Here is a 26,138-nt window from a genome sequence, read left to right on the forward strand (position 1 = left end):
TAACCCGGGAACAAATGCAACAGCACACACGAACACCACAGCTTAAAAATTGTGTTCAAAATTCAGCCGCATCGTACGATAAGCGGCCTTTGTTTCTAACTTAGTAGTGGTGAATCTTCGGTCATAAAACTCAAAACCATCGGCGTAAGCGCGCTTTAATGCGTTATCAATGCTAAAGCGCAATTGCGTTTTCTTATCAAATTTCCAGACCCCATACATATCAAGATTAGTTTGCGCCTGATGTAATTGACGTTGACTCAAACTGACCATGAGTGGATTGCCGTCACGATAACGCAAACTAGCGCCTAGACTTAAGGGTATATCTTTCGCGGTATAGTCAATGTTCGTGTTTGCACTCAAACTGATTGGTGTGAGCCGATTGTCCGGTGGTGGTAAATTCGATAGCGAAGTCCAGTTTTTCGACACAGCAAAACTGAAATTCAATTCAGGTGCATTAGCAACAAATCGCTTCAAAGGAAACTGCGTATCGAAACTGAGGCTCTTACTAATTGCATGCCCAGCATTCACATATTGCTTCCACCAATCATTGCCAAATTTAAGTATATCTTGTCGGTGTAAATCATCGATCTTACGAAAGACTGTCCGTAAGTTGTAGTTCCATTTATCGGCACCGTTATGCTCATACGCGGCCTCAAATGACCACGCCAACTCGGGTCTAAGACGCGGGTTAGCTAAATCACTAGGATTTTCTATTGAATTATTAATGAGCTTGAATCCTGGATTGACCAATTGAAAGTTCGTTGGCGCGTTATAAGTTCGCGCAACACCAATACGTATACGATCAGTATTTTCAGAATTTAATCGAGGTAACTGCCATAAAGTTTGTACAATTGGACTCCAAACATGGGCATTAAAACGGCCAGAAAACAATTGATTTCCAGCGGTCTCTACCTGCACCGTCTCCCAACGTAAGCCGATAGATGCGGAGGATGTTTTTTGAAAACGCCAATCATCTTGGGCAAAAAATGCTAAGCGCGACACGACCGAACGAGTACGCTGATCATTGACTAACTGCGTCACTGCGCCATTAAGACCAAGCTCACTATCGACACTCAAGCTGCGCTCATTAACTACCTGACTGCTGGCATTCCACCCAGCTACGACATCATGATTTTCAAATCCGGGCGCCCTTAATTTCAGGCTACTATCGACACCACCACTGCGACGAACTCGCTTGATATCTCGATCCAAAACTAAGACCGCATCTTCAGTAAAGTGCAGTTGGTTCAAATAATTTTTTGTGTAGCCGCCATTCAAACCCAAGGTCAAATCAATATTCACATCCTTCCAAATGCGATCACCGATTCTTAATACGCTATTCGCTGATTTTGTATAGTCGTTGACGCGAACGTTTTCATGAGTAACCAGAAAAGCAGGGCCTTTTAGAAAGCGATAGTCCTCAGTGATCTCAACCGGAAAATTGTAAAACGCGAATCCAGAATCCAAACCAACATAAAAACCATCGGGTGCTTTATATTGTATCTTCGGATAGATACTGATCATCTTGCTTTTAAATTTGCTTTCAAAGTGTGTGTCATATTCGCTGACAACGATATTGTCAGAATCACGTGTGCGAACTGAAGAGCGTTTCGGTGGGCCGAAGGCGTTACGATCAATTCCTGCTGCAATCGATAAGGCATAAGACAACTTGTCATGCGTTGACGATCCTCGCCAATCCAGTTTAGTCGTAGGTAAATACGCGTCACTTGCGCTTAACTTAATTTGTTGCTGTGCTTCACGTGGAATTTTTTTCAGAATAATGTTGATCGTTCCTGCGATTGCAGCACTACTGAATTCCGCGTTACCTAGTCGATAGATTTCAACGCGGTCAATCATACTCATCGGAATATGGTCGATATTTGTACCGCGTAGCGGCTCACCATCGAGCAAAATTTGCGTGTACTGTCCACCCATGCCGGTCAATTGTATCGCACCGTTATTCACAATCACACCGGGTACACGTTTGATCGCATCGGTAACAGAGGTATCACCAAAACGCATCAATTCGGCATTTTCCACAACCAGCTTTGACGGGGCATCGCGCTTTGCATTTTCAGTAGCTGACTTGGCTTTTATTTCAATTTGCTGAGTTTGCTGAACTTTTTGCTCGACGTTTTGGGCTTGAATATTCGAACTGAAACCCGCTAGTAGAGCGCAAACAAGATTAATTGGAAGCTGGTTTGTACCAAGAGTTTTTTTCATCTGATCAAGCTCATTTTCCTTACGCACTAATGACGAGAAAGACGATATATAGAGCGATAAAAGTCACGCCTAAAATACGCCATACATAGTTGGAAATATTTTTCTTATATGAAGTCATCAGAATTGTGAATTCAACTAACTGCCTTCGTCCAACGAGGATAAATCCTAAACTCCGCTTGTTACATAGGCTTAAACCGCCAAGCATAAGCCTGACTTACTTTTAAAACTTCTTTGCTGCCGCGTAATTCAACCGTAACTTTGCCTAGTTCGTCACGATGTGCTTTGGCGATGGCGTCGGCGCGGACGACGACGCTGCGGTGTATTTGCCAGAACACCTCTGGATCGAGTCCTTCGATAATTTCTTTTAAGGGCTTGCGCACGTGTGCTTCATCATCGGTACATACGACACGGGTATATTTTTCGTCCGAGGTGAAAAATAGGATTTTATCGATAGGGAACATCTTGATCGTATCGCCGACGCTGGCGCTAATCCAACGTATGCGTTCGACATTTTGTGGCCGTAGTCGCTTGTCTAATTCTTGCATCAGACTACTTAAATCTGTTGGTGTAGCTTTGACTTCTAAGCGGGCTTTGAGCCTTGCGATGGCATCGACTAGGCGTTCTCGTGAAATCGGTTTGAGCAAATAATCAATCGCACCTGCCGAAAATGCTTCAAGCGCGTGATTATCGTAAGCTGTGGTGAACACGGCGTGACAGCGACCTTTGGTCGCATTGGCGACATCGAGACCTGTCATGCCTGGCATACGAATATCAAGAAACGCAATGTCGGGATGATGCTGATGTATCGCCTCTAAAGCGTCTGCGCCATGTTCGCATTCGGCGATGATGTCGAGTTCGGGCCACAAATCGTTTAGCATGCGGCGTAGGTCTTTGCGTGGTAAATCTTCGTCGTCGGCAATAATCGCTGTGGTCATAGTTATCCTTACACTTTGATGCTATTTTTAAATAGTTTTTTTTACGTTTTACATTATCAATGAATTTGTACTACCTGAGCAATTAAATACGCAACGAAGAATGCGCTCGGTTAGCGCCCCCCAGATATTCGATGAAGCTACCGTTAAGCGATCAAGGGAATAACAATGCTGGCAATCACACCACCTTCAGGTCGTGCTTTTAAAGTGAGTTTCGCTTTATCACCATACATGGATTCTAGACGTTCACGGATATTGGCTAAACCGATACCGGAACCAGAAGTAGTACCGCCAAAACCCACACCGTTATCGCTCACCGATACTTCTAATTTTTCTTCATCACCATCATCAAAATAACGCGCATTGACAGCAACATGAACCGGACCAATTTTTGGTTCTATGCCATGTTTAATCGCGTTTTCAACTAAAGAGATCAAAAGCAAAGGTGGAAAGGCCGCGTCTTTTAATTCTGATTCGACGCTGTAGCTAAGGCGCGGAATTCTGGCTTGCATTAAACCTAAATAGGCGCGCGCAGCCTCTAGTTGTTTGGCTAAGCGGCCTTGTTCGCTGGTGCCATCACCGCGCATTTGTGGAATCGTTGAACGTAAATAATCCACCAAATGATCGACGATCGCGGTAGCGCGCAACGGTTCCGTCAAGATTGCTGAGCGTACGCCTGCCAAGGTATTGAATAAGAAATGTGGTTCGACTTGGGCAACCAATACCGATAAGCGCAACTCGGCTTCGCGACGCGCATCTTGCGCGCGTTTTAATTCTTGTTGACGTAATGCCTCTGCAAGACGCTTACGTTGTCGGAAGAAAAACCATAAGTCAAAACCGCTCGCGGTGTAGATAATCAAAAACGCGATAGGGAAGGAACCGATGATCAATTGAATTAACTTGTCCAGCTTGACACTGTCGTTGTCCGCGGGTTTTTCCTTAGTTTCAGCTTTTGCCACGCTCGCTGAATTTTCCTCGTTCTTTGTTGAGGAAGCTGCAGAAGTTTCAGCTGGAACGGAAGCTGGTGTTTGCGCTGAAGCCGCATTCGCCGTCGCTGATGCGCTTGCATGTTGATGATCCGCATTACTCTTTTTGTTTTTTGAAACGACTTTATAATTCGCATCGCCATAGATCACAAACTTTGCCAAGTTATCTGTCGCCTGCGCAACGCCATAACTAATCGCCACGCCTGAAAGCAAAGCAATACACAATAAGATCGTCTCTTTACGACTCGCAAAATTCTTTTTTCTCACCCACACCGCCATTGCTTGACCAACGGTCGTCAAGCTAAGCGCCGCCAACATCACTGGCACCATGGTAACGGCATAGACTTTCCAATCCCCCTTGGTGACCGCAGCAATCACCGTCACCAAAGCAGCGATAAAAATATAGACGCCAACAAAGGCAACGGTACGATAGCGAAACCAGGTCTTCGAAAAGACCGGGAAGTTACGATAGCGATTTAACCAAGTATCACTTTGAATCGATACTTCTGACGGTAGAGCTTGTTCAGACATAGCAGGTTGGTTGGGAATTGATGACGGATTCATGACGCCTCCTTATTGATAGCATCTACTATAAGTGAGCGCTGAATGCAGAAGTAAAGTTGCGATGAAATCGATTATGGCTAGACAAAAGCTGCCGAACGGAAGATGAAATCAAAAGTTCAAATCGAGCTGAACAAAGCCCATTTAAGCTGGACTACTTGGTGGATCACCAGCGCTAGCCGGTGTCTCTGAGCTTGATTCGGCTTGCTGCTTTGAACGAGCCTGACCAGCGATACGCAATATCGTATTACGAATGGATGTTAGCACCGCAGTAGTATTAAATGGTTTCACAATAAAACCAACAACACCGCGACTTTGTGCGGCGGTGATCATTTCTGCATCCATCTTAGCGGACACCAGAAAAATCAGGGCTTTTGGTAATTGCGCTCGCACATTGTCTAACAAGGCAAGTCCAGCTTGATCTGCTTCACCGATATCCATACAGACAATTTGCGGTTGCAGTTTCACCATTTTGGCGAGATTGACTGAACTATGATTGCCATCACCAATGACTTCATGCCCGCCATTCATCAGCACCGAGCCCAATAAATTGCGCGCAACGGCTTGATTGTCGAGAATATAAACTTTTAACATGGTGAACCAAAGAGAGAATAAGTTGAGTTCATCATAATGGAAAACCTCGTGCTTGTATTCACAAAAGCGGCGAAATCCTAAGATTCGCAACAAGCTTCACCACAAGCATCCGAGGATTTCATTATTTTGCGGCTGGCTTTGCGTTCTTTACGTAACGATTGAGCCATTGGTCTTGTTCCCAAAGCATGTGCATTAAGGATTCTCTCGATCGATAAAAATGACTCTCGTACGGCAGCATGACCAAACGTGATGGCGTTCCCAAGCCTTGCAAAGCTTGATACATACGCTCACTCTGCATCGGGAAAGTGCCGGGATTATTATCGTCTTCACCATGTATCAATAGCAAAGGCGCATCAATATCGTCGGCATAATTAAACGGTGACATTTCTTTATAAGTGTTAAATGCGCGCCAATAGTTACGATCTTCTGATTGAAAGCCAAACGGCGTCAAACTACGGTTATAAGCACCCGAACGCGCAATGCCAGCTTTGAACAAACTGGTATGCGCCAACAAATTGGCAGCCATAAAAGCGCCATAACTATGACCACCAATCGCGATCCGATGACGATCAGCGACGCCCAATTTAACCACTTCATCCACCGCCGCTTGGGCGTTCATTTTGAGTTGTTCGATAAACGTATCGTTTGGTTCTTTGCGCCCTTCACCAATAATCGGCATAGAAAAACCATCTAAAACCGTATATCCACGTGCCAGCATCACTTGTGGACCTTGCACATTGATACGATTAAATTTATACATGGAGCCGCTAACCTGACCAGCACTTTCGGCAGATTTGAATTCGCGTGGATACGCCCACATCAACATCGGTCGCGGTCCATCACGTTTTTCATCGTAACCTGGCGGCAAATAAAGTGTTGCGCTTAGACTCACGCCATCTTCACGTTCGTAATGAATTTGGCGTTTCTGGATACCACGAAATTTAGGTGTTGGATGCGGATAATTGGTTAATGCCTTCGGCGCAGCGGTACCTGCCAAATTACGCAAGAATAAATTCGGTCTTTCGTCTGCTGCTTCGCGACTAGTAATGATCTGATGTCCTTGATCATCTAACACGCCTAACACTTCTTCGTAGTAGGGCGCTTTCGAGCGCCATAAACGAATCACTTTTTCTGTAGGAATATAGTAACGATCGAGAAATGGTCGATCACCTTCTGGGCTAGCACCAACACCCGTCAAAAACATGGACTGTTCATCGGAGGTGAGGCGAATTACTGAACGACCATATTGATTTAATTCCATTACCGGTGAGCCGGGATTGCTGTACTGATCTTCCGTTTTTCGGTGAAACAATAAGTCTGGCTTGGTAAATGGCGCACCTGGCTGTATCCGCCAAGTGCGCGTTTCTCGGGTTTTAGCGGAACTCTCGGTGACCAAAGCGACATGATCATTGCCCCACAAAACTTGGTTAAAGCGCCAAGGCATTTCCATCAACTTTTGTGGAGCACCTCCAAACGGAACACCGTGCTGCCACAATACGTCAGAAATACGAGCATTCGCGTCAGCTTCTACACCATGTGCTTCAAGCCAATACAGAGTGGCAGGCTGATCATTACGCCAAGCAAAATTACGCGGACCGGCTTGTACTGCATCGCTAGCACTTGGTAGACGTTCACGCATCACCACATCGGCGACGGTTTTGAGTTTCTTGCCGTCGATGCTCCAAACTTCAATCAAGTGACCAAATCGCTCCCACGGCAATTGATAGGAGTACGGGCGTTTCAATTGCGTTGTAAGTACCCACTTGCCATCTGGCGAGGCAAGCACTTTGGATAAAGTCATGACAGGACCAAAACGACGTACCGATCCATCGATATGCACCACGGCTAATTGGGTTTGCAATTGCCAATCCAGCATATTGGCATCATGCGCATTTTTTAATAAATCTGGATAAGTACGCGTCTGCGCCAATTTGCCGCCACGGGTTTCTTGCATATTTGGGCCAATCGGCACGCGAGGTTCAATCGGTGCTGGCTTTTGCGAGCGTGGTAGGAGTCGAACCAATAATTGATCACTGCCGTTTAACCATGAAAAACCGGCGCCCATTACTGCATTCAGTTTTTCATAAATCAATGGACGAGCCGTCGCTTGTTTCACATCGAGCAACCACAACTCCACGCCATTGCGCGCCCAGACGCTAAATGCCAACCATTTCTCATCAGCAGACCAAGCCATATCGGCGATTTTGATCTTGCTTGGCAAACCCGTCACCTTACGAATTTTGCCGCTAGGGATATCTAATAAACTCAAACCATCACTAAAACCAGTACGCGATGCGGCACGCAATTTAGGATGTATGCGCAGACCTGCTAGCTTTAATTCGGGTTGTGCAATCTCGGCAATGCTTGGTAGGCCAGGAATATTGACTAACAAACCCGTCTTATTTTTTGGTCCAAGCCGAAACTCGGGACCACGCGGCGCATCCACCAAAGATTGCAATTCAGCAGATGGCAATTGATAACGACTATCGCTGGCAACAGCGGGCGTAAGCAAACCAAGGCTGAAACTGATTCCTAGGCTAACAAGCAAACCACCAAGTGAACTGCTAACTGAGCTGCTAAGCGATCTGTTAAATAAGCAGCGAGCAAACACGCTGCCACGCTGGATAAATCTTGACGACATGACTTCGTCCTTATGAATTCATCAATAGCGTATGCAGCATTCCTTCACATTGGCGCCACATACCGAAAAGCAGGCATTATAAAGACAAAAGCAGGCATATTCTCGCAGGGTGGGCGAACTAGCGGTCAGCGGGAAATTCTTGGTACTGTAAAAATTTCATTTAATGCATCCTTATTCCCTGTGCTTATTAAACGCACAAAAACGCCGACAGTCTGTTGTTTTGCGATGAATTCCAAGACGAAAATACGCTCTTTGAAATGCTTTATTAGCATTTCCAAAGTAGACTAGAACGCTGATTAACCATGCAAAAAGGGCGAGCATTTGCCCGTCTCGATAGAAATCATGTCAGAACTCAATCAGTTACAAATCGCGCAAAGATTGCAGCACTTGACCGAACTTAGTCTGGCTCTGAATGGTCTGGCAGATACCAATTCCTTGCTTGAGCGAATACTACAAACCGCAAAGAAGTTGACCAATGCGGATGGCGGCACCCTGTATCGCATCGACAAAACCAAAACGCAGCTTGATTTTGACATCGCCATCAATGACAGTTTGCATATTCATGTAGGCGGTTCGCAGCCGCGTAGTACCGATATGCGGGCGATCCCATTATTCGATGAAAACGGCCAACAAAACTTGCAAGCGGTGGTCGCTTATGCAGCAAATTTGAAGCAATCAATACGTATTGCCGATGTCTATGCGGCGGATTTATTTAGTTTTTCTGAAATGCGACGCTTTGACGAACGCAATCACTACCACTGTCAATCTTTATTGACGGTGCCTATGCTCAATCACGAATCTGAATTGATTGGGGTTTTACAGTTAATCAATGCTACTGACCCGACAAACCAGCAAATCATTCCGTTTAGTGAAACCGATCAAAGTTTTATCGAAGCTCTCGCATCACAAGCAGCGATTGCGTTGAGCAACCAAGAATTAATTTATCAGCTAGAAAACTTGTTTGAATCCTTGGTCAATTTGATCAATATTGGGATCGACGAAAAATCACCAAACACTGGACGCCATTGCCAGCATGTACCCGAGCTAACCATGATGCTAGCCGAAGCGGTGCATCGTAGCGACTTGGCCGTGTTCAAAGATTTTAAGATGAGTGAACGTGATCGTCGCGAATTATGGATGGCAGGCCTACTACATGATTGCGGAAAAATCACGACACCGGTGCATGTAATTGAAAAATCCACCAAGTTAGAAACCATTTTTGACCGTATCCACTTGATCGATGCACGCTTTGAGATTCTAAGACGCGATATAGAAATTCGTTATCTCAAAATGGCTGCGGAACAGCCTGCCAATCAGAATAAGTTCATGTCCGAAATGCAGCAAGCCTTAGCACAAATCGAACTCGACCGCGCCTTTTTGCGTCATGCCAATATCGGTGGTGAACGCATGCGTGATGAAGATCAAGAGCGGGTACAAGAGATAGCCAAACAAAGTTGGATCGATAGTCATGGCGTACAACAGCATTTACTCACAACTGATGAAGTTGAGAATCTCACCATCAAAGCAGGAACCTTAACCGCAGAAGAGCGCAAGATCATCAATAACCATATCGCCGTCACGATCCGAATGTTAGAAGCGTTGCCTTGGCCTAAGCACTTGAAAAATGTCCCCGAGTTTGCGGGTGGTCATCATGAACGTATGGATGGTAAAGGATATCCGCGTGGCTTAACTGGTGAACAGATGTCCGTACAAGCCCGAATTATGGCGATCGCTGATATTTTTGAAGCATTGTCCGCCAAAGACCGCCCCTATAAAACCGGAAAAACCCTGACGGAATCTTTAGACATACTCGGTAAATTTAGTCTGAATGGACACATCGATCCTGATCTATTTCACGTTTTTGTCAAAGAAAAAGTGTATTTGGAATATGCGAAAAAATTCATGGATAGCGCACAAATTGACGAAGTCGATGAAAGCAAAATCCCCGGTTACCACCTAGCGATTCCTACTTAAGCCAGAACTTATCGGTCAACATCAAGCATGATCATGAAACGACGCGTCGGGTTTATTCCCATATTCAGCTTGATATTTGTATTGATAGCGATTGCCGAAATCGTATGGCTGCACAAGCTACAAAGATTGGATCATCTACTATCTGATTTTCTCGTCAAAACACATGCAGAAAAATTACAAGCAGATCCCGATATCGTGATCATCACGATAGACGACGCAAGTTTGGCGGAGATGGAAGGGAAAGTAGGGAAATGGGTATGGCCACGCTCTGTACACGCCGAAATCCTTGAAGCGATCTACCAACAACAACCGAAAGCCATCGTCTTTGATTTAACCTTCAATGAAAAAGATAAAGATCGTCCCGAAAGCGATCAATTATTTAATGAGGCAATTCGTGGCAAACAACATGTCTACTTTCCGATTACCTTACGCTCGTTAAATAACGACGCCTATGTGGGACGTTTGAGCGATCTGCAACAAGCACTTGGACTGATCAAAACCGCACAAGCAGATCCTGGCGCGCGCGGTGGTTTTCTACCACCGCTGGCAATTGACATGGCATCTTGGCAAGTCGGCACCATCAATTTTAATCATGATCGCGGCATCGGTCGCAGCTACGATTTATATAGCAATTTATCGGGCTGGTTAATGCCTTCCTTGCCGGCGAAAGTGATGCAAAGCCTAGGTTATCCAGTACCGCAGCAAGCTGAGATCTTGTTATCGTGGCGTGGCAGCAAGTATCCGTACAAGCGGATTTCTTATAGCGAACTATATGCAGATATTGACCGCGCTAAGCCCTTACGCCCAGCCAATGAATTTCGCAATAAGATCGTGATCATTGGTGCTGATGCTTCATCTTTGCACGATATTCGTCCAACGCCGATTGATAACGAATACTCCGGCCTCGATATTCTGGCAACCGCGATGGACAATCTAAAGAATCAGCGCGCCATGCAGATGCCTTCACAGTGGCCATTCTTACTAGTCACATTGATGGCGATTGCTGCCATTTACATTTGCTTTGTGAAACGCATCAATGCACTCATTCCAGCGGTGGCACTCAGCATGATCACGCCGCTAAGTATCGTGCTTGCCTATCTAGCCTTATCGCAATTGTGGATCATTCACATCATCACGCCGCTGTTGATCGTATGGGCGTATTACTTCAGTTTAGCCTTGCGTGAATATTGGATAGTTCATCGTTCTTATCAAGCAACCATCAAAGAATTTGGACGTTATGTCAATCCCCATGTAGTCAAAGATTGGATCGCAAAAGAAGGCTCAGAACATGTCGGCGAGAAAGCCGAAAGTCGCAACATCACCGTACTGTTTTCAGATATCCGCGGTTTCACTAGTCTGTCGGAAAATCGCAGCCCTGAAGAAGTGGTGGCATTACTCAATCGCTATTTCACGCTACAAGTTGAGGTGATTTTCCGCTTTAACGGCACCGTTGATAAATTTATAGGCGATTGCATTATGGCATTTTGGGGTGCGCCACTCGATAACCCGCAACATGCGCGCGATGCGGTGATGGCGGCAATTGAAATGTCTAAAGTATTGGAGAAATTTAAAGCAGAGCTTGAAGATACCAACCTCGATTTTGATGTCGGCATCGGTCTGCACTCGGGACCTGCAGTGGTCGGCTCGATTGGTTCTGCTGAGCGAAAAGAATTTACCGCGATTGGCGACACCGTTAATCTCGCTAGTCGAATCGAAGGCTTAACCAAAGGCGTGTCGCGTATCTTGGTATCCGCCGAAACGATGCAACTATGTGGTGACGCGCTTGACTTTCACCCAGTTGGCTCCTATAAGGTAAAAGGACGTGAACAAGAAGTCATTTTGTTTTCACCACTCGCTCCAATTAGTCCTCCCTCGCCACAAAACGATAAGGATGCAATATGAATCATCAGCAAAAAGTCTTAGCACTTGCTTGCGTAATTGGCTTATCCAACAGTCCATTACATGCAAATGCACAAAATACTGGACAAGCTACAGTAGCCCGTAGCGCCGAACTCAAAGCCCAACCTTTTAGTGATGCCGCGACGGTAAAAATGCTGGCAGAAAATCAAAAACTGGACGTACTCTCACGCAAAGCAAGCTGGATGGAGGTGCGAGATCAAGCGCAGACGGGTTGGGTCAAGATGCTTAGTTTACGTTTTGAAAGTAAGGGCGCGGAAACCAGCAGCAAAACCGGTGATACCGTCAAAAGCCTACTAAGCTTTGTGAAAACAGGTTCTAGCGGCAGTACCACTACCACTGGGGCAAAAGGCTGGAGTAAAGAAAGTTTTGCGAACCTCACACCAAACCCTGACGCGTTCGAAAAAATGAAGTTATTGTCTAGCGATAAATCTGATGCCATCAGTTTTGCAAAACAAGAGAACTTAAAAGAGCAAGAACAAGCCTATCTAAAAACCAAGGGAGAGCAACCATGAAGCCAATCATGCGTTCATCCGTGGGTTCAGCTGTGCGTTCACCGGTACGTCCCTCCATTCGTATCACTATCCTGTTAGCCAGTCTGCTATTTGCTGCGCAAATCTCAGCGGAGCCACAATTTAAATTGGACATAGGCAAAGCTTTTTCTGCACTAAAAAACACCAAGAGTGCTATCGTTCCGTTAACCGAACAAGAAGAGATCGCATTGGGTCAAGGTGTAGCCAGCAATTTGATGAGTCTAGCGCCTTTGGTCGCGGATAAGGAAGTCCAGCAGTATGTGAATCGAGTCGGGCGTTGGATTAGTCTACATAGCGAACGCCCCGACTTACCTTGGACATTTGCCGTACTCGATCATGATGATGTCAATGCCTTTGCCGCACCTGGTGGTTATGTGGTGCTCACCAAAGGAATGCTGCTTAAATTACGAAGCGAAGCGGAGTTAGCTGGTGTGTTAGCGCATGAGATTGCCCACATTGTACGCAAACATCATTTAAATGCGATTCAAAGTAGCAGTGGGAACCTTGCCATCAAAGAGGGCGCAAGCTTGTTTATGGATGCAAAAGGAAAAACAGGCAAAACAGATCAGTTTTTATTGAGCGCAATTAGTGCAGGTACAGAAATTTACGGCAAGGGTTTAGATAAAGAAGATGAGTTTGATTCTGATCGCGTTGGTATCGTACTGGCTGCCAGAGCTGGTTATGATCCATATGGTTTGCCTGCGGCACTACAGACCTTGCAAAGTATCACCTCAGACAGCTCTAGCTTGCAATTGATGCTGGAAACACATCCAAAACCGAATGACCGTTTGGCACAACTCGATCAAATCATGGGTAAAGATTTTGATCGCTACGACAATTTGCCTGCGCTACCAGGGCGCTTTGAAAAATTGATTGGTCGCTTAAAAGTAACACCGAAATAAACAACCCAAATAAATACGCTCTTAAATCGGTACAAAAAAACCTGCAAGTTGGAGCTTGCAGGTTCTTTATCGTGATCAATACATGTGATCAACGCATTAACGCTCAATCGCCAGCGCAACGCCCATACCACCACCGATACACAAACTTGCCAAACCTTTTTTAGCATCGCGGCGTATCATTTCGTGAATCAAGCTCACCAGAATACGGCAACCTGATGCGCCGATAGGGTGGCCAATCGCAATCGCACCGCCATTCACGTTGATCTTATTGGTATCCCAGCCCATTTCACGATTCACACCGATTGCTTGCGCGGCAAAGGCTTCGTTGATTTCCATCAGGTCGACTTCTTCATGCGTCCAACCAGCTTTTTTCAAACATAATTGTGCTGCTGGCACTGGCCCCAAACCCATGATCGTTGGATCGATACCGGCGGATGAATACGCCTTGATTTTTGCTAACACTGGCAAACCCAATTCAGCTGCTTTTTTGGCGGACATCATAATTACTGCTGCTGCACCGTCATTCAAACCAGAGGCATTTCCTGCGGTGACCGTACCCGCTTTATCAAAGGCTGGGCGTAATGCCGCCAAGGATTCTAATGTGCAACCATGTTTGATAAATTCGTCCGTATCGAACACGGTCGTGCCTTTTTTGCTGACGATTTCGTAAGGAATAATTTCATCGACAAACTTACCGGCCTTTTGTGCGGCCTCAGCTTTGTTTTGTGAAGCTAAAGCAAAAGCATCTTGTTCTTCACGCGTAATGCCATGTTTTTTTGCGACGTTCTCTGCCGTGATACCCATGTGATATTGGTTATACACATCCCACAAGCCGTCAACGATCATCGTGTCGACGAGTTTTGCATCGCCCATACGGAAACCATCGCGCGAACCCGCTAACACGTGTGGAGAGGCACTCATGTTTTCTTGACCACCTGCAATCACGATATCTGCATCGCCCGCCATAATTGCCTGTGCTGCTAAGTGCGTTGCTTTCAAACCGCTACCACACACTTTATTAATCGTCATGGCTGGGACCATGTTCGGCAAACCGGCACGAATCACCGCTTGGCGTGCCGCATTTTGTCCCACACCAGCAGTTAATACTTGCCCCAAAATCACTTCACTGATGGCTTCTCCGCTCAAGCCAGTTTTTGCTAATAAGGCTTTAATCACATGCGCGCCTAAATCAGATGCGGCAACTTTAGCCAAGGAACCACCGAATTTACCAACCGCGGTACGTCCAGCGGCAACGATTACGACTTCTTGCATGTGTAACTCCCTAAAGAATTAAGTCAAAGTTGGGGTGAATTCATAAGAGTACACCAGTCTGTTCGGCTTCGTACGCAATTGGCTAGGAAAATATTGCATTGCGTCAGAATTGCTGATTTTTTATGCAACTAATCTGGTTTTTCTAAAAATTGCGGACGAAAAAAAAGCCTTCTTTTCAGAAAGCTTTTTTTGCGCTGCCACTTCTAGGATTCAAACAAGTTCAATTGTACTTGTGGTCGAGCGTGGCGACTTCTTAGTCGTTTAGGGCGTGGTTTAAGCACACCCTGATCGGCTAAATTACTTCTTTTTTGCAGTTGTGGTTGCTTTTTCAGCAGCTTGTGTGAATTGCTTGGTTGCATTCGCCAAGTTGTCTTCCAAAGTTGCCACAGCTTGTTTGGTTGTTTTAGACAATTGTTCGTAGCCTGCGTTGATGTTACCAACCACTGTTTTCAATGCTGTTACTGCTTGCTCGGAACCTGCTGGTGCATTTTTTGTTACTTCGTCGATCAAAGAAACAACTTTTGCATTAGTGTCAGCGATATGAGATTCCACTGCTTTAGTGAATTCTTGTTGTGTTGCTGAAGTGATGCTTGCCAAGTGACGGCCATATGCCAATGCTTTTTCTGCATTTGGTTTTGCTTGTGCAGAAGCCAAAGCGATCAATTCTTGTGCGTCTTTTGCTTTCAACAACTGTTGTGTTGCTGCTGTGCCTTCTTCGAAAGTTGCTTTAGCAGCGTTCACGTTCAAGGACACGAATTGTTCCAAACCTTCAAACGCTTTTTGGTTCAATGCGGTGATGGCAGCGAATTGCGCTTCTAAGCTAGTCTTAGTAGCAGCGATAAATTGTTCTGGTGTTGTGTACATGGAATTCTCCGATAAGTTGAGGATTTAGTTTGAATCAAAACGGCAGTGAGTCCAAAAAATCTTAAACATGGTGCACCGCAACAATTCGCATTCTACTGACTATTTTTTAAGCGTCAAGCTTTTTTTGTGCATTGCATCAAAATTGTTATCGGAGAGGGTGCTTTTATTTGCTTTACGATAATTTTCTTTTGTTTTTCAAGGATTTAGCCGATTGTTTCAAAGTATGGCTGGTCGTATTAAGTGAGTAAAAATTAATCATTATTTGACGATTGAATGCCCAACTCTGGTGCTGATTTTTATTGACGACTTTCTAGTAATAATAAGCGCCGTTTATTTTCTAAACCACCTGCATAGCCTTGTAAATCACCATTGGCGGCAATGACTCGATGACAAGGAATTACGATCGATAAGGGATTACGCCCGTTTGCCACACCTAAGGCACGAATTGCTTTAGGCCTGCCTATCTGCTGCGCCAATGCAGAATAACTACGCACTTCGCCATAAGGTATCGTTTGCAAGGCTCGCCAAACCTCTTGCTGAAATGGCGTACCTTGTGTGCGATCCAAAGGCAAATCAAACTCACGTAACTGACCGGCAAAATACGCATCTAACTGTTGTGCAGCATCTTTTAGCAAAGCATCATTCGAATCCGCATGCCAAGCACTATCTGGCTGTAAATGCTTGTGTTCAGAAAAATAGATACCAGCCAAGCCTAGCTCACTCGCCAGCAAACGTAGCGGTCCATATGGCGATGGATGAATCAGAAATTTTTTAGGCATAATTTATTCGCTAAAACAAAGTTATAAAGATTGCCAAAGTAACAGAGCGGCATAACTACGCCACGGCGACCATGCTTCGGCACGTTGAAGTAGTTGCTTTTCGGTGCAGCGCAAGGCCATCTGCGATGGATCGTGACTAACCGCCTTTTGTAATCCGAGATCGCCCGCTGGAAAAGCATTGGAAAAACGCAAGGCGCGCATGGCGATGTATTGGGCAGTCCATTCACCAATCCCTGGCAATGCCTTTAATGTTCGAATTACCTCGTCTAAGCTGATACCAAGCTTAAATTGCAAACCACCCACTGCGGTAAATGCAGCGAACTGCTGTATCGTCGCAGCGCGTGTCTTCGGTACCCCTATGGTCGCGATCTCTTCTACGCTCAATTGCGCTAAACAATCGGGACTGGGAAAGTGATGCGAAATGCCCTGCCAAGGGCTCTGCATAGGAACACCAAATTTCTGCACCAAACGCCCGGCAACCGTGGTCGCGCCAGCGACACTGACTTGTTGCCCAAGAATTGCGCGAATCGCCAATTCGAATGCATCAAAACTTCCGGGTACCCGTAAACCTGGGGTACGACTCATTTGCTGTGCCAGTAGTAGATCTTGTTGCAAATGTTGTGCGATCACGATCGGGTTTGCTTCGACATCGAATTGTTGACGAATCCTTGCGAGCAAAGGCAAAAGAACCGAACTCAAACTAGGTGCGATGTGCAAAAGTAACTGCTGTTTATCGGCCGCGTGACTTACCTCAACCCAGCCAGTTTTTCCATCTAGCTGCACGCTACGACGGTAACAAGCTTGTTGTAGATCGACCTGTTCTAAACCTAACATCGCGCGCCCATGTAAATAGGTTAATAGCTGATCCCATGCATACGGTGGTCGATATGCCAGACGCAAGCTGATTCCTTGCTGACTTTCAGTAGGCGTTTGTGTGCGCCGGATAGAGGCTGGCGACATTTTGTAACGTGCCTCAAATAAGGCATTAAACCGACGCACGCTGCCAAAGCCAGAAGCAAACGCGATTTCTGTCATGCTTAGCTTGGTCTCTTGTATCAGTTTTTTAGCAAATAACAAGCGCTGAGTCTGTGCCAATTCAACTGGACTGACACCAAATTCCTGCAACATGACACGCCGCAATTGACGTGAAGATAAACCGACCTGCTCAGCCAATGTTTCAACGCTTGCTTCGTTTAACGCGCCCGCACTAATTTTTTGCCATATCGCGTGCGCCAGATTTTGTTGCAAGTTATACGGCGCTAACTCTGGCCGACAACGCAAACAAGGCCGAAAACCCGCTGCTTCTGCCGCCGCTTGTGAACTAAAAAAGACACAGGAAGTCTGACGAGGTGTTTTGACGCGGCAAATTGGGCGACAATAAATTCCCGTGGTCGTGATACCTGCAAAGAAGACGCCATCAAAGCGTGCATCTTTTGCGGCAAGCGCGCGGTAAAAATCATGATCTTGTGCGGAAATGTGCGGCTGCATTTTTTCTATTATCAAGTGAAACAAAATAGGTAAAACGAATAAGAACCCAAATTGCAGACAATTCGTCAAATCGACAACAAGGTCACACAAGAGTTAATTAGGTAAGAACAGTTGCTCGTTAGCTTAACCCCGAATATCCTAAGCGACTAGCCATTTTCGGACAAACAAATGTTGGACTAGCCAAATAAAAAAGCAGCACATGAACGATCTTATCCAGCGCATAGAAGAATGCTCACGACGCCATCCGCAATTGGCGATTTCGCTATTTCTAAAGTTAGAACAACGCGCCTACCAAGAAAAACGTTTGTCGCAGGCATTGAATGCCTTGGTTCGCCGTTTTTTTATTTGCGAACGTTTAGGTAGTGGAGACACCCTCAATGATGCGCTGTATTCAGGTCTACAAAGCGCAGAGCACCAAGGTTTAACCTATCAAGCGGGCCGCATCATGCTTTGCCTTGGTCGCATTCGCTATACACAGGGCATTTATAAAGAGGCGATTTATTTTTGGACGCGTTGTATCGATCTTTGCAAAATTACCCACGATACCGAGGTCGCGATTGAAGCCCGTATCGGGCTTGGGCAGATTTATGATGCGATGGGCGATTGGGAAACCGGCGCCAGTTTCCACCGACAAGCAGGCTCCCAACTAGAAACCTTTGATCGCCCTTATCTCAAAAGTAAGCAAGCGATTAATTTGGGCGTCAATTGCATGCAGTTGGGCCAGATCGAACAAGCGACAGAACTATTTCATCAAGCGCTAGCACATGCAGAGTGTGGCAATATTGCAGAGTATGTGGCTGAGGCGCATTGGTATTTAGGCGTATTAGCGCAACGCCAAGGGCAAACCCAAGTTGCTTACGATGAAGTGCAATTGTCGATTCAGTTAGCACAGGCATGTAAATATCAATGGTTACTGAGTGCGGCATTCAATACTTTGGGCGAAATTTTCATTGAACGGCAACAAACTGCACAGGCAATCGAGATCTATCTTCAAGCTTTACAGTACGCAGAACAAACTGGCTCTCGCAAACAAAGTGCGCAATGTTGTCAGGCACTTTCCGCACTCTATGAGGCAAACGGTGAACCTGCATGGGCGCTGAAGTACGCGCGTCTTCATCATCAGATCACGACTGAAATTGCCGAAGTCAATGTAATTGATCAATTCAGTGCGCTACGTGAATATGATTTATCAAAAAAGCCTCCAGTTGAACTATTGCTTGATTTATCGTCGAATAGCCAATTAGAAAATAAGAGCTTATCCGAAGCGTTGAATTATGTCGGCAGTGAAGCAATCAATATTTTGGAAATTGATACCGTCTGCTTATGGCTGAAAGATGGGCAGAAATTACGCTGCGAAATGTTGGCGAATAGCTCTGCGAATGAACATCCTGAAGAACTCACCAAGCAAACTTCTTTGGGTTTCGGAGTTGGAAAAATTCTTGAACCGCAGGAATTTCTCAAATATTTTCAAGTAGTGCAAAACTTGCACACGCCGATTGCCATACATGATTTGCGCATCCACCCAGCGGCTGCTGAACTGAGCGCTCTATATCAGCCATTAGCGCTGTGTTCACTACTAGAGATTTCCGTGCGTTTGCATGGCAATCAAATTGGCGTGATTAGTTTTGGTAAAGCAGGCCAAAGAAAAAATTGGTCGCGCGAAGATCTTTTATTCGGTAGCCATATCGCCAATTTAATTCAACAAATCTTAAGTCTAGACGAACATCGCAAAGCGCAAAGTCGTTTGGAAAATCGCGTTGCAGAACGTACTCAAGAGTTACAAGAACGAACCGAGCTGCTTCGAACCGCCCACCAAAATATTTTTATTCTCAGTGAAATCGGTAGAGAGATTACTTCTCAACTTGACCGTGAAGGCATTATTCGTACCTTGTATCAACATGTGCATAAACTGATGCCTGCAGAATTTTTATCGGTCGGTGTGTACAAGGCCGAACAAGGCTTGATCGACTTTCCTTGCAATATTTTGCACGGCAAAGATCTATTGCCCTATCACCGCGATTTGCAAGATCCTGATTTATTATCGGTATGGTGTATTCAACATAAAAAAGCAATCTACATCAATGATGTGCATGAAGACTACTTACATTACATCGGCATCGATGGCTTAGATAAACTGTTTGCCGAAGAATCTCTCGATAATAAAGACATCCATTTTGCGCCGCTCTCTTTGATCTATGTGCCTTTGATTGTTAAAGACCGATTGCTTGGCTTACTTTCGATGCAAAGCTCGCAGCGTAACGCTTTTGAACGCATGCACGTTGATATGTTGACGACGCTCGCTGCTTACACCGCGGTCGCATTCGATAATGCCGATACCTATCAACAACTATCTTCGGCACAACAGCTACTAATGTCGAAAGAAAAATTAGCGGCTTTAGGCGCTCTGGTTGCTGGGATAGCGCATGAAATCAATACGCCACTAGGAAACTGCTTGCTCACGGCAACAACCTTAAAGGAAAGCTCAAACAAATTTATTCGTCTTTATACCGAGAACCAATTAAAGCGTTCGGACTTTAATCATTTCACCAGTGTTTTACATGAAGCCAACGAAATGTTGATGCGAAACCTATTAAACGCGAGTGATTTGGTCAGTAGCTTTAAACAAGTGTCGGTCGATCAAACTAGCCAGCAACGTCGTTCGTTTAATTTGCTAAAAACCAGTCAAGAAATCGTGCGCACCATGCAAAGTCGGATCAATAAACAGAATCACCAATTGTTGATTGATATCCCAGAACAAATCGAAATTGATAGTTATCCAGGCCCATATGGTCAGGTGATTACCAATTTCATCAACAATGCACTTTTACATGGCTTTGAAGGTCGCGATGCTGGCATCATGCAACTAAGTGCTAAACTGACCGATCGCAAACATATCAAGATATGCTTTAGCGATAATGGTAATGGCATTCGCCCTGAACACTTGCGACGCGTGTTCGATCCGTTTTTCACTACTAAATTAGGGCACGGCGGCAGCGGCTTAGGTTTAAATATCGTGCATAACATCGTCACAGATTTGCTACGCGGTACGATCAAGGTGGATAGTAAGCTTGGCGAAGGAACAAAAATCACCCTGCAATTACCAGTATGTGTGGATTGAAATAAAAAAAACGCCTCCCAAGCTACTGAGAGGCGCGAAGTCCCACCAAGAAACGGTACAAATCGAATTGTTTTTGGATATACGCGGTAGCAATGAATTTGAGTTTAGAACATCATCCAAAAGGTCTTTCAAGGCGGATTTCAAAACTCACTGCGCAACGCATTTTAAAACTCTGTTCGAGATAGGATTCAGAGTCGGTTACTTCACCCAACTCTGAATCACACTCGCATCACCTCATTAAGAGTGATAAGCGGATTCACCATGACTAGTGATATCCAAACCCTCACGTTCTTCATCTTCCGCCACACGCAAACCAATCACCAAATCGACCAATTTGTAAGCGATCACAGAAACGATAGCTGACCAAATGATTGTCACACCAACTGCTGTTGCCTGAGTCGTGACTTGACCAACGATGCTGTAGGCGTCTGCGGACATTTTGTTGGCAACGTAATCAAAAATACCTTGGCCGCCCAATGCAGGTGACGCAAACACGCCTGTCAGTAAAGCACCTAAGATACCACCGACACCGTGAACACCGAATACGTCTAGAGAATCGTCCGCGCCCAACATACGTTTGAGACCATTCACACCCCACAAACAAACGATACCAGAAGCCAAACCGATCAATAAACCACCCATAGGGCCAACGAAACCACATGCTGGTGTAATCGCGACTAGGCCAGCGACAGCACCAGAAGCAGCACCCAACATCGATGGCTTACCTTTGCTCATCCATTCACCGAAAACCCAAGATACTGTTGCAGCCGCTGTCGCCAATAAGGTATTCACAAAAGCTAAGGCCGCAATATCATTGGCTTCATAAGCAGATCCTGCATTAAAACCAAACCAACCTACCCACAACAATGATGCACCGATCATGGTCATAGTCAAAGAGTGTGGTGCCATCGCTTCTTTACCGTAACCGACGCGCTTACCGATCATGAAAGCACCAACCAAACCCGCAACCGCTGCATTAATATGAACCACAGTACCACCAGCGAAATCTAAAGCGCCCATTTGGAACAAGAAGCCCGCTTTTGCGGTTTCTGTCGCTAATGTCGCAGCGTCTTTGATCGCATCCGGACCTGTCCAGAACCATACCATGTGTGCGATTGGTAAGTAGCTGAAAGTGAACCAAATCACGACAAATGCCAATACCGCTTTGAACTTTGCACGTTCCGCAAACGCACCAATAATTAAGGCACAAGTGATCGCTGCGAAAGTCGCTTGGAATGCGACGAAAACAAACTCTGGTATCACTACGCCTTTAGAGAAAGTCGCTGCACTCGTGAAACTTGCTTGTACAGGATCCCAAATTCCTTGCAGTAAGACGCGATCGAATTTTCCAATAAAACGACTGCCTTCAGTGAACGCAAGTGAGTAACCGTAAATACACCAAAGCACAACGATCACTGAAAAAATCATGAACACCTGTAATAAAACAGAAAGCATATTTTTGGCACGCACTAAGCCGCCGTAAAACAGCGCCAAGCCTGGGATCGCCATCATTGTCACTAATAAAGTAGCCACCAGCATCCATGCGGTATCGCCTTTATTTGCGGTTGGCGCAGGTGCAGCGGCAGCTGGTGCAGCTTCTGCTACGGCAGGAGCTACGCTTGCAACATTTGCGCCACTTGCAGCAACAGACTCACTGCTCGTAGTCGCACTTGCTGTCGATGCAGCTGCGACTTCAGCAACTGCAGATGTCACACTCGCAGCAGCACTCGCGCTGGCCGCTAAATCTTCGGTATTTGCCCAAACAGTTTGCGCCATCGCCAGCACACAAACAAAGGCGGCAAGAGATTTCAATAGTTTTTTCATTTTCTACTCTCGTCGATTAAAGTGCTTCATTGCCAGTTTCGCCAGTACGAATACGGACGACTTGCTCTAAGGAATAGACAAAAATTTTGCCATCGCCAATCTTGCCTGTACGTGCCGCTGTCTCGATCGCTTCAATCGCACGATCAACGATGTTATCTTCCACCGCAGCTTCGATTTTTGTCTTAGGCAAAAAATCGACGACGTATTCGGCACCGCGATAAAGTTCGGTATGCCCTTTTTGACGACCAAAGCCCTTGACTTCAGTCACAGTAATACCTTGTACGCCTAATTCAGAAAGTGCTTCACGCACTTCGTCTAACTTGAATGGTTTAATGATTGCCGTTATCAGTTTCATGATGGTCTCGGTAATGTTTTAGTTTGGTCTTCGATTTGAACTAGAACTTAAAATGCTTTTACTGCCGACAGGACTAAACTGGTTTTGCCAGTGAACTTGCCTGCGGGTGTGTAGTAGTACTTAACATCAGTGTTGGTACCAATGACTGCTAAGCTAAAATTGACGCCGACCAATTCTTTGGTCACGCCGAGTTTCCAATCGTTGTACGAGTAGGAGGAATTGTTTTTGATGGTTTGACGACCGTAGTGCAAGTTCAGGGTATAACCTTCACCCATGTCCAAGTTCGCGCCTAAGTCCAAGTAGCCACTATTTTTGCTATCAACAAAGCCGAACAAATTCGTCACAGAGTGAGAATATTTTGCATAGACTGGACCTGTGCTGATTTGGCCGTAAATTTCCGTCGTATTGGCATCGACAAATCCAGCCACATTTTTTAATCCATTACTGGGATAAACATAAGACAAAACGCCGACGTCATAGCTCACATCATTGGTGATCGAACCACGTTTGCCCGCATACAAATCCATTTCGATTTCGCCGCTACCACCTGCGTCTTTAGTCCATTTAATCGTTGATAACCACGTGCCGGCATACAAACCGTGGGTGTTGTTAACGTAATCAGCACCGCCTTGTAATGCAGGTTTCAAACGAGATTGCGAAATACCGCGATAGCGATAATCGCTAACCGCACCCAAATTAAAACTCACTTCGTGTTCAGGCTTTGCTTCTTGAGCTGAGACATTGCTCGCAAATAAACCACTAGCAAAACAACTACTCATTGCTGCACAGAATAAAATCTTTTTCATGGCGCTTCCCTCAGTTAGTTAAATATCAGTTCGTGTTAGTTCGAAAATTGGTGGCGCGAAGTTGAACGCTTTCTTGCTTACTAGCAGATCTCGTGCCAGCTTTATTGCAGTGCGCAAATTCAGATTGATTTTCAGTGGGAAAGGTGAGCGTCAACCATTAGAGAGGCGTGAATTCGCCTGTTTTGGCCTATTACGCCTGAGGTGCGTGAAGAAAATTGCGGATTTCCATGAACAAACAAACTTCTTAACTAGAGTAATTTATTTGCATTTATTTATACTAATTTTTTATTTCTCGCACTAAAATGACGCAAATTCATGTTGAGAAAAACCTATAATGCACCGGAAAAGCACTTTTCTATTTTCCATCCACTGGTAGTCATGCATTAAGGCCTACCAATTCACATTAGGACAGCTCTCATGGAACCGAATCAATTTTTTAATGATATGCAAGCCAAGATGCAACAGGCTTTAGAAAATTCACCTGCCAAAGATATCGAAAAAAACCTGAAGGCAATGATGTCGCAAGGTTTTGCCAAACTCGATTTGGTCACACGTGAAGAATTTGATATTCAGGCGCAGGTGTTAGCAAAAACGCGCAGCAAACTCGAAGCTTTGGAGTTACGAATTGCTGAATTGGAAGCACAATTACGAGACGAATAGCAGCACGCTCGTCTCTATTATGGGATAAGCAAACAGGATGGCACTCGCAGTTCTTAAAAGTCGCGCCTTAAATGGCATGGATGCACCAGAAGTCACTGTCGAAGTCCATCTTGCAAATGGTCTCCCCGCATTTACGATTGTTGGCTTACCTGAAACCGAAGTTAAAGAATCCAAAGATCGGGTTCGAGCCGCGTTACAAAACGCCCGTTTTGATTTTCCGGCACAGCGTATCACCGTCAACTTAGCGCCTGCCGATTTACCCAAAGAATCGGGACGCTTTGACCTACCAATCGCTTTAGGAATTTTGGCAGCATCAGGCCAAATTCCTGACGATGCATTAGACCAGTATGAGTTTGCTGGCGAATTGTCACTCTCTGGCGAACTAAGGCCTATCCGCGGTGCGCTTGCGATGACTTTCGCGATTTGCAAAAGTGCGCAGCGCAATCAATCCGCAGCACGCGCATTTATGCTTCCAAAACAAAATGCTGAGGAAGCCGCATTAGTCAGTGATGCAAAAATCTATCCCGCCGAATCTTTGCTACAAGTCTGCGCCCATTTTGCAGCTCGTGATCCAGATTCGAAAATTTCACCGCATCAAAGTCAGCCACATAAAAATACGATTAGCTATCCTGATTTCAGCGATGTGAAAGCGCAAACCCAAGCCAAACGCGCCCTAGAAGTAGCGGCAGCAGGGCGGCACAGTATCTTGCTAATGGGGCCACCAGGAACAGGTAAATCGATGCTGGCGAGCCGTTTTCCCGGAATCTTACCTGGCATGACAGACCAAGAAGCGCTTGAATCTGCCGCAGTGCAATCACTCAGTAATGGCTTTAGTTTGGCAAGATGGAAGCAACGCCCCTACCGCAATCCGCACCATACTGCCTCTGCGGTCGCTTTGGTCGGTGGTGGTGGAACACCTCGACCTGGAGAGATATCTTTAGCGCATCATGGCGTCCTTTTTTTAGATGAGTTACCAGAGTTTGACCGCAAAGTATTAGAGGTATTACGCGAACCTTTGGAGTCAGGCCAAATTCATATTTCGCGCGCTGCCAAACAAGCTAGTTTCCCCGCACGCTTTCAGTTAATTGCGGCAATGAACCCTTGCCCTTGCGGCTACTTCGGTCATACTAATAATAAGTGCCGCTGTACGCCCGACGCTGTGTTGCGATATCAAGGAAAAATCTCGGGTCCTTTACTCGATCGCATTGATATGCAAATTGTTGTGCAAGCGCTGCCACAAGATGAGTTATTTGCTTCTCATCAAAGCGAGAATAATGCAGCTATTCAAGCTCGTGTCGAATCAGCATTTCATCGGCAAATCAACAGGCAAGGCAAATCCAATAATCTACTCGACACCAAAGAAATCGATTTGTTTTGTACTGCCGACGCAGCCACAGAACAATTACTACGCAGTGCGATGCTCAAATTAAATTGGTCGGCGCGAGCCTATCACCGCGTCTTAAAAGTCGCCCGCAGCATTGCAGATTTAGCAAACTCTCCAAGTATATTACCGGCGCATGTGGCGGAAGCGATACAGTATCGACGTGCTTTGCGTGAACATTAACTTCCAGCAATAAGAGCTTCGCAATTTTCAAAACTTTGGCTTACACTGTTACTTAACGGTAAGTACATAAGGCACACATTACCGCTACTATTATTCGCCTTCTCGCTCGCTTCAATTCTCTTTTTCTAAGCAGAAATAAACTAAG

The 26,138-nt window shown here is 45.5% G+C and carries 19 protein-coding genes; 7 read left to right on the forward strand and 12 right to left on the reverse strand.

Features of this window, described 5'->3' with window-relative positions:
• Window positions 1–42: 42 nt before the first annotated feature.
• The 5 genes from IE103_RS07070 to IE103_RS07090 form a co-directional block, all read right to left on the reverse strand.
• Window positions 43–2,223, reverse strand: coding sequence for a TonB-dependent receptor plug domain-containing protein (locus IE103_RS07070; protein WP_189345344.1), 2,181 nt, complete (start codon window positions 2,221–2,223; stop codon window positions 43–45).
• 179 nt (window positions 2,224–2,402) lie between these two features.
• A complete protein-coding gene (locus IE103_RS07075) occupies window positions 2,403–3,158 on the reverse strand; it encodes a LytR/AlgR family response regulator transcription factor (protein ID WP_212683217.1) in 756 nt (251 codons plus the stop codon).
• 143 nt (window positions 3,159–3,301) lie between these two features.
• Window positions 3,302–4,705 carry a sensor histidine kinase gene (locus IE103_RS07080; RefSeq protein WP_229827159.1) on the reverse strand — a complete coding sequence of 468 codons (1,404 nt, stop codon included), beginning with the start codon at window positions 4,703–4,705 and terminating at the stop codon, window positions 3,302–3,304.
• A 141-nt stretch (window positions 4,706–4,846) separates the two neighbouring features.
• Complete coding sequence (locus IE103_RS07085; RefSeq protein WP_189345345.1) at window positions 4,847–5,296, reverse strand: response regulator; 450 nt, start codon at window positions 5,294–5,296, stop codon at window positions 4,847–4,849.
• 121 nt (window positions 5,297–5,417) lie between these two features.
• Window positions 5,418–7,937, reverse strand: coding sequence for an alpha/beta hydrolase family protein (locus IE103_RS07090; RefSeq protein WP_189345346.1), 2,520 nt, complete (start codon window positions 7,935–7,937; stop codon window positions 5,418–5,420).
• Window positions 7,938–8,279: 342 nt separating this feature from the next.
• Here IE103_RS07090 and IE103_RS07095 point away from each other — a divergent pair, with 342 nt between their 5' ends.
• The 4 genes from IE103_RS07095 to IE103_RS07110 are packed head-to-tail and all read left to right on the forward strand — an operon-like array spanning window position 8,280 to window position 13,263.
• Entirely contained in the window at window positions 8,280–9,911 is a 1,632-nt protein-coding gene (locus IE103_RS07095) for a GAF and HD-GYP domain-containing protein (protein ID WP_189345347.1), read from the forward strand.
• Between the two features lie 33 nt (window positions 9,912–9,944).
• Window positions 9,945–11,813, forward strand: coding sequence for a CHASE2 domain-containing protein (locus IE103_RS07100; protein ID WP_189345348.1), 1,869 nt, complete (start codon window positions 9,945–9,947; stop codon window positions 11,811–11,813).
• Window positions 11,810–12,343, forward strand: coding sequence for an SH3 domain-containing protein (locus IE103_RS07105; RefSeq protein ID WP_189345349.1), 534 nt, complete (start codon window positions 11,810–11,812; stop codon window positions 12,341–12,343). Before IE103_RS07100 ends, IE103_RS07105 begins: the two co-directional genes overlap by 4 nt.
• A gap of 8 nt (window positions 12,344–12,351) precedes the next feature.
• Window positions 12,352–13,263: a M48 family metalloprotease gene (locus IE103_RS07110; protein ID WP_189345350.1), complete on the forward strand. Its 912-nt coding sequence runs from the start codon at window positions 12,352–12,354 to the stop codon at window positions 13,261–13,263.
• Between the two features lie 96 nt (window positions 13,264–13,359).
• Here IE103_RS07110 and IE103_RS07115 read toward each other — a convergent pair whose 3' ends face one another.
• The 4 genes from IE103_RS07115 to IE103_RS07130 form a co-directional block, all read right to left on the reverse strand.
• Complete coding sequence (locus IE103_RS07115; RefSeq protein ID WP_189345351.1) at window positions 13,360–14,535, reverse strand: acetyl-CoA C-acetyltransferase; 1,176 nt, start codon at window positions 14,533–14,535, stop codon at window positions 13,360–13,362.
• 297 nt (window positions 14,536–14,832) lie between these two features.
• The gene (locus tag IE103_RS07120) at window positions 14,833–15,399 is read right to left on the reverse strand and encodes a phasin family protein (RefSeq protein WP_189345352.1); all 567 of its coding nucleotides are present in this window, start codon (window positions 15,397–15,399) and stop codon (window positions 14,833–14,835) included.
• A gap of 296 nt (window positions 15,400–15,695) precedes the next feature.
• Window positions 15,696–16,178 (reverse strand): methylated-DNA--[protein]-cysteine S-methyltransferase, encoded by a 483-nt coding sequence (locus IE103_RS07125; protein ID WP_189345353.1) that lies wholly within the window; start codon window positions 16,176–16,178, stop codon window positions 15,696–15,698.
• 21 nt (window positions 16,179–16,199) lie between these two features.
• Complete coding sequence (locus IE103_RS07130; protein WP_189345354.1) at window positions 16,200–17,666, reverse strand: DNA-3-methyladenine glycosylase 2 family protein; 1,467 nt, start codon at window positions 17,664–17,666, stop codon at window positions 16,200–16,202.
• 199 nt (window positions 17,667–17,865) lie between these two features.
• On the opposite strand from IE103_RS07130, the gene IE103_RS07135 reads away from it, so the two are divergent.
• Window positions 17,866–20,784 carry an ATP-binding protein gene (locus tag IE103_RS07135; protein WP_189345355.1) on the forward strand — a complete coding sequence of 973 codons (2,919 nt, stop codon included), beginning with the start codon at window positions 17,866–17,868 and terminating at the stop codon, window positions 20,782–20,784.
• Between the two features lie 237 nt (window positions 20,785–21,021).
• Here the strand turns inward: IE103_RS07135 and IE103_RS07140 are convergent, their stop codons facing one another.
• Genes IE103_RS07140 through IE103_RS07150 form a run of 3 tightly spaced genes read right to left on the reverse strand, consistent with a single transcriptional unit; the run spans window position 21,022 to window position 23,769 of the window.
• A complete protein-coding gene (locus IE103_RS07140; RefSeq protein WP_189345356.1) occupies window positions 21,022–22,608 on the reverse strand; it encodes an ammonium transporter in 1,587 nt (528 codons plus the stop codon).
• 16 nt (window positions 22,609–22,624) lie between these two features.
• Entirely contained in the window at window positions 22,625–22,963 is a 339-nt protein-coding gene (locus IE103_RS07145) for a P-II family nitrogen regulator (protein WP_186891440.1), read from the reverse strand.
• Between the two features lie 47 nt (window positions 22,964–23,010).
• Window positions 23,011–23,769, reverse strand: coding sequence for a TorF family putative porin (locus IE103_RS07150; RefSeq protein WP_189345357.1), 759 nt, complete (start codon window positions 23,767–23,769; stop codon window positions 23,011–23,013).
• Window positions 23,770–24,186: 417 nt separating this feature from the next.
• On the opposite strand from IE103_RS07150, the gene IE103_RS07155 reads away from it, so the two are divergent.
• Window positions 24,187–24,429 carry an accessory factor UbiK family protein gene (locus IE103_RS07155; protein WP_189345358.1) on the forward strand — a complete coding sequence of 81 codons (243 nt, stop codon included), beginning with the start codon at window positions 24,187–24,189 and terminating at the stop codon, window positions 24,427–24,429.
• A 37-nt stretch (window positions 24,430–24,466) separates the two neighbouring features.
• Complete coding sequence (locus IE103_RS07160; RefSeq protein ID WP_189345359.1) at window positions 24,467–25,993, forward strand: YifB family Mg chelatase-like AAA ATPase; 1,527 nt, start codon at window positions 24,467–24,469, stop codon at window positions 25,991–25,993.
• Window positions 25,994–26,138: the final 145 nt, after the last annotated feature.

Source organism: Affinundibacterium macrobrachii, from assembly GCF_014652415.1.
GTDB lineage: Bacteria > Pseudomonadota > Gammaproteobacteria > Burkholderiales > Burkholderiaceae_D > Undibacterium > Undibacterium macrobrachii.